4 protein-coding genes are annotated in these 3565 nt (G+C 68.4%); 3 read left to right on the top strand and 1 reads right to left on the bottom strand.

From position 1 onward, the window contains the following. Nucleotides 1-908 (bottom strand): NUDIX domain-containing protein (locus tag ACMX2H_RS18775; RefSeq protein WP_414962775.1); only part of this gene is annotated, 908 nt, incomplete at its 3' end. A 245-nt stretch (nucleotides 909-1153) separates the two neighbouring features. On the opposite strand from ACMX2H_RS18775, the gene fbaA reads away from it, so the two are divergent. The 3 genes from fbaA (at nucleotide 1154) to ACMX2H_RS18760 (ending at nucleotide 3523) form a co-directional block, all read left to right on the top strand. Then, nucleotides 1154-2176 (top strand): class II fructose-bisphosphate aldolase, encoded by a 1023-nt coding sequence (gene fbaA, locus ACMX2H_RS18770; RefSeq protein ID WP_414962773.1) that lies wholly within the window; start codon nucleotides 1154-1156, stop codon nucleotides 2174-2176. Continuing rightward, a complete protein-coding gene (locus ACMX2H_RS18765; protein ID WP_414962771.1) occupies nucleotides 2177-2599 on the top strand; it encodes a DUF3151 domain-containing protein in 423 nt (140 codons plus the stop codon). A 237-nt stretch (nucleotides 2600-2836) separates the two neighbouring features. After that, nucleotides 2837-3523: a cyclodeaminase/cyclohydrolase family protein gene (locus tag ACMX2H_RS18760; RefSeq protein WP_414962769.1), complete on the top strand. Its 687-nt coding sequence runs from the start codon at nucleotides 2837-2839 to the stop codon at nucleotides 3521-3523. Nucleotides 3524-3565: the final 42 nt, after the last annotated feature.

The raw sequence follows: 3565 nt of genomic DNA, 5'->3' as shown, positions 1-3565 counted from the left end.
TCGTCGCCCGACCCGGCTGCGTGCGCCACCTCCAGTTGCACGCCGCGGCGGTGCGCTGCCGACGTCTGGCCGGCCCCGCCGTCGTCCTCCGGCACCGGACGCGAGGTGCCGCCATTGGGGGCGGGCGCGTCTTCGCCGTCGTCCTCCGGCACCGGACCCACGGTGCCGTCGCCTCGGGCAGGTGCCGCCCCGCCGTCGTACTTATAGGGCCCTTCCGCGGCGGCATCCTTCGCGGCGCCCTCCAGCACGACGACGGTGCGCGGCCAGACAGTGCCTGCCGGCACAGCCAGCAGGTCGGCCGGGAACCCCGGCTCCAGCGCGGCGCGCAGCGCGGCCAGCAGCCGGCGGGTGGCACCGGCGCGGTCCTTCCACCAGCCGTCCGGCCGGGAGCCCACCACGTTCGCGGCGTCGACGAGCAGCAACGGCGGGTGTTCCAGCAGGGTGCGCAGCCGCGGCCAGGCGTCACCGAAGTGCGGGTGCAGCGGCAGGTCATCGACCTCATGCAGCGGTACCCAGGCCAGGGCAAGACTCTCGGCGTCGGTAATGGCCGGTTCGAACGGCCGCACGGTTCTGGCCGCAGCGGTGGTGTAGGTCCAAAAGCCCAGGTCCAGCACCGACGTGAACAGCGGCGCCAGTGCGTCGATCGGGACGTCGGCCTCCTCGTTCGCCTCGCGAAGGGCGGCGTCGACCGCCAGTTCGTCCTGGTGGCGTGCGCCGCCCGGGATTCCCCACGTGCCGCCGTAGTGGCTCCACTGTGCCCGGTGCTGGAGCAGGATGCCGCGCTCGCGGTCCACCGCCAGCAGCCCTGCCGAGCCGAAGCGGCCCCACATCCGGGTGCCGTCCGGTCCTTCCACCCAGGCATCGCCGGGATCGCGCGGACCGTGGAACGGCGGCGGGAATTCAGTCATGGTCCCAGCTTGCCACGGCGGGCCGCGCCACGGGGGAGCGGGGCAGCGATGTAACCCGGCTTCACAGACACCGTCCGGATCCCGTTGGTGGCGGCAGCCTTGACGCCCCGGACAGTGGCATCGGCGGCCTTGGGGCGTGTCGAAGGTGTGCGCCGAGGGACTCGAAGCCGCTCCCCGGGCGGGAATCGATAGGATGGGGCCAGAGGCAACGCCTTCGAATCCGTATCGCTAGCCAAGGAGTCAGCATGCCCGTTGCAACCCCTGAGATCTATGCCGACATGATTGACCGCGCAAAAGCAGGCGGCTTCGCCTACCCGGCGATCAACGTCACCTCCTCGCAGACCCTTAACGCAGCGCTGCAGGGCTTTGCCGACGCCGGCTCCGACGGCATTATCCAGGTTTCCACCGGCGGCGCCGCGTACTGGTCCGGCTCCGGGGTCAAGGACATGGTGGCCGGTTCCCTGGGCTTCGCCGCGTTCGCTCGCGAGGTGGCCAAGAAGTACCCGGTCAACGTAGCGCTGCACACCGACCACTGCCCGAAGGACAAGCTGGATAGTTTTGTGCTGCCGCTGCTGGCGGAGTCCGAGGCTGCCGTGAAGCGCGGCGAAGACCCCATTTTCCAGTCGCACATGTGGGACGGTTCGGCCGAGACGCTTGAAGAGAACCTGAAGGTGGCCGAGGACCTGTTGGCCCGCACCGCCGCAGCCAAGATCATCCTGGAAGTGGAGATCGGGACCGTGGGCGGCGAGGAAGACGGCGTCGAAAACGAGATCAACGAGAAGCTCTACACCACTGTGGACGACGGTCTGAAGACCATCGAGGCGCTGGGCGCAGGCGAGAAGGGCCGCTACATCACGGCGCTGACCTTCGGCAACGTGCACGGCGTCTACAAGCCCGGCGGCGTGAAGCTGCGCCCCGAACTGCTCAAGCAGATCCAGGCCGAGGTCGGCGCGAAGATCGGCAAATCCAACCCGTTCGACCTGGTCTTCCACGGCGGATCCGGCTCGTCCGAGCAGGAGATCGCAGACGCCGTGTCCTACGGAGTGATCAAGATGAACGTGGACACGGACACCCAGTACGCCTTCACCCGCCCGGTGGCCGGCCACATGTTCGCCAATTACGACGGCGTTCTGAAGGTCGACGGCGAGGTCGGCAACAAGAAGGCCTACGACCCGCGTGTCTGGGGTGCGGCCGCCGAGAAGTCCATGGCCGCCCGTGTGGTGGAAGCGGCCCAGCGCCTTGGCTCTGCCGGAAAGTCGGTGAAGTAGATGACCGAGCCCTTCCGCACCAACCTGTTGGGCCCCGAGCCGACGTATCTGCCGGAAGAGACGGACGTCCTCGCGCGCCTGGATGCCGGCGACGAAGCAGTGGACCTGGCCGCGAAGTTCCCGTCCTCCTCGCTGGTGTGGGCGATTCTGGCCGATGAAGCCTATGCCGAGGGGCGGACCGTCGAGTCCTACGCCTTCGCCCGGGTGGGCTACCACCGCGGCCTGGACTCGCTGCGACGGGCCGGCTGGCGCGGTGCCGGTCCGATCCCGTGGGAGCACGAACCGAACCGTGGTTTCCTGCGGGCCCTCTACGCCTTGGGCCGGGCTGCCGGCGCCATCGGCGAGGTCGAAGAAGTGGACCGGATCGGCAAGTTCCTGGCCGATTCCGACCCGAAGGCCAAGGCGGCTATCGAAGGCGCCTGACGTGTCAATCGACTGGTGAGAAAACGGGAGCTAGCCCTTCGGCAGCTCCCGTTTTCGCACCAGTGGATTTTCCGTCCCGCTGGCGGTCAGCGGCCACAGCACGCAGCGGCGGTACCACTGAATCGGTACACAAAGACCGGCATCTGGTCCTGTCCGGCCCTTTCGCAGCGATGCGTTGTTCGGTAATGATGGCGAGATGAAGCCACCAGTCGCCGCAGCATTGGATGAGGCCGAAGCGTGAGCAGATCCGAGACCATCGAGCAGTATCTCCGCCGTCTCGGGTCGAATGATCCGACGCCGGGTGCGGGCGCCGTGGGGGCGATCCATGCAGCACAAGCCGCGGCGCTGATCGGGATGGTCGCGCACTTCTCCAAGCCGGCCGAAGTGAGCGAGCAGTCCGCTGCAAACGGCCAGCACGGTTCGGGATCCGCGGCCGGGCGTGCCGGTTCCGGGAGATCGGAAATGGACTTCGAAGGCATTCTGTCCGAAGCGGACGAGCTGACGCGGACCGCACTTCAAGCGGCCGAATCCGACGAGGAGAAGTTCGGGCGGGTGGTCGATTGCTACAAGCTGCCCTCCGGGTCCGACGAGGAGCGGGCCAAGCGCACTGCAGCGATCCGCGAGGCACTCGTCGAAGCGACGCTTCCGGCGAGGGCACAGCTGGACTTGGCCACCGCCGTCGTTCGTTTGGGCGAAGATCTGCTGGATGTCTGCAAAGCGGACCTGCTCAGCGACATCGCTGTGGCGGCCGAGGCGGCCCGCGCCGCCGCGGCCACTGCCCGCATTACCGTGGAGGCCAACTTGGCGTCGATCCCGGAAGATTCCCTGCAGGAATCATTGCGGGAACATACCCAGAAGGCGGACGGCGTAGTGCGCCGGGCGGAGGAGCTGTCCGCCCTCGTACGGCAGCGCGTGCTCAAGTAGCGGGGGGGGGGGGGGGGGGGCCCGCCCCCCCTCCCCCCCCCC

Origin of the sequence: Arthrobacter sulfonylureivorans (assembly GCF_047607445.1) — a bacterium.
Lineage (GTDB): Bacteria > Actinomycetota > Actinomycetes > Actinomycetales > Micrococcaceae > Crystallibacter > Crystallibacter sulfonylureivorans_A.
This window is presented reverse-complemented; position numbering and strand designations above follow the sequence as displayed.

Coding starts and splice junctions, on each gene's coding strand:
- ACMX2H_RS18765 (WP_414962771.1), top strand. CDS start 2,177: ATGACCGAGCCCTTCCGCACCAACCTGTTGGGCCCCGAGCCGACGTAT.
- fbaA (WP_414962773.1), top strand. CDS start 1,154: ATGCCCGTTGCAACCCCTGAGATCTATGCCGACATGATTGACCGCGCA.